At 50.9% G+C, this 1,491-nt stretch carries 2 protein-coding genes; both read left to right on the forward strand.

Features of this window, described 5'->3' with window-relative positions; all coding sequences use genetic code 11:
* Positions 1–128: 128 nt before the first annotated feature.
* Positions 129–611: a 3-isopropylmalate dehydratase small subunit gene (locus Q0256_RS10985; RefSeq protein ID WP_297963052.1), complete on the forward strand. Its 483-nt coding sequence runs from the start codon at positions 129–131 to the stop codon at positions 609–611.
* A 9-nt stretch (positions 612–620) separates the two neighbouring features.
* Positions 621–1,491: 3-isopropylmalate dehydrogenase (leuB, locus tag Q0256_RS10990; RefSeq protein ID WP_297963055.1), on the forward strand; the 871-nt coding region annotated here is incomplete at its 3' end.

The raw sequence follows: 1,491 nt of genomic DNA on the forward strand, positions 1-1,491 counted from the left end.
GCTCTCGCGTTTAAATTTAGCCATAAATTTCAAGCGAGGAATTCCGCCCTCATATCGGAGCGATTGAGCGGATTTTAATAAATTTGTCGGTAAAATCGCGCATCTATTTTAAAATTTAAGGCGGAAATATGGCAAAAGTATGGAAATTCGGCGATGATATCGACACCGACATTATTATCGCGGCGCGCTACCTAAATACATCCGACGCGGCGGTGCTTGCGACGCACATTATGGAGGATGCGGACAAGGATTTTTCGTCCAAAATCGCTCGCGGCGACATCATCGTAGCGGGGAAAAATTTCGGCTGCGGCAGCTCGCGCGAGCACGCTCCGATGGCGCTTAAGGCTGCCGGAATTTCATGCGTGATCGCAAAAAACTTCGCTAGGATTTTTTATCGAAACAGCTTCAACACCGGCTTTTTGATCCTTGAATGCGACGAGACGGATAAGATCGCGCAGGGCGACGAGCTTAGCATCGATCTAAAGGGCGGCGTAATTAAAAATTTAACTCAAAAAACTCAGTATAAATTCGCCGCGATCCCCGAGTTTATGCAAAAGCTCCTCGATGCCGGCGGGGCGATAAATTATGCAAAAACAAAGATAAATTTGTAAGGAATTTGGATGAAAAAATACGACGTATGCGTGATAAAAGGCGACGGAATCGGCCCTGAGATCATCGAAGAAGCGATCAAGGTGCTCGATGCCGTAAGCCATAAATTTAATTTCGAGCTAAATTTTGACTACCGCTTAATGGGCGGCTCTGCGATCGACATTATGGGCGTTCCGCTTCCGGATGAAACGCTAAATACCGCTAAAACGAGCGATGCGGTGCTTTTCGGTGCGATCGGCGGCGCTAAATGGGACGGCTTGCCGCGCGAACTGCGCCCCGAAAGCGGACTGCTAAAAATTCGCAAGGAGCTTGGGGCGTTTGCAAACCTGCGCCCTGCGATGATTTTTGATGAGCTGATAAACGCTTCGACGCTAAAGCCGGAGATCATCAAAGGCGTCGATATAATGGTGGTGCGCGAGCTTACGGGCGGGATTTATTTCGGGCAGCCGCGCGTTAAAAACGAAAAGGACGCGCTAAATACGATGTGCTACAATGCCGCCGAGATCGAGCGCGTGGCTAAGGTCGCGTTTGAGGCTGCGCTTTTGCGAAACAAAAAGATAACGCTCGTGGATAAGGCCAACGTGCTTGAAACAAGCCAGCTGTGGCGCGAGGTCGTAAGCGAGCTAGTGGGAAATTACGAGGGGATAAATTTGGAGTTTATGTACGTAGATAACGCCGCGATGCAGCTCGTGCGGGCGCCTGCGCAGTTTGATGTGATTTTGACGGAGAATTTGTTCGGCGATATTTTAAGCGACGAGGCGAGCATGATCTGCGGCTCGATCGGGCTGCTTCCGAGTGCGAGCATCGGCGGCAAGGTGGGCATTTACGAGCCGATTCACGGCAGCGCGCCCGACATCGCGGGGCAGGGCATCGCAAACCCGC

It is taken from the genome of uncultured Campylobacter sp., assembly GCF_937949835.1.
GTDB lineage: Bacteria > Campylobacterota > Campylobacteria > Campylobacterales > Campylobacteraceae > Campylobacter_B.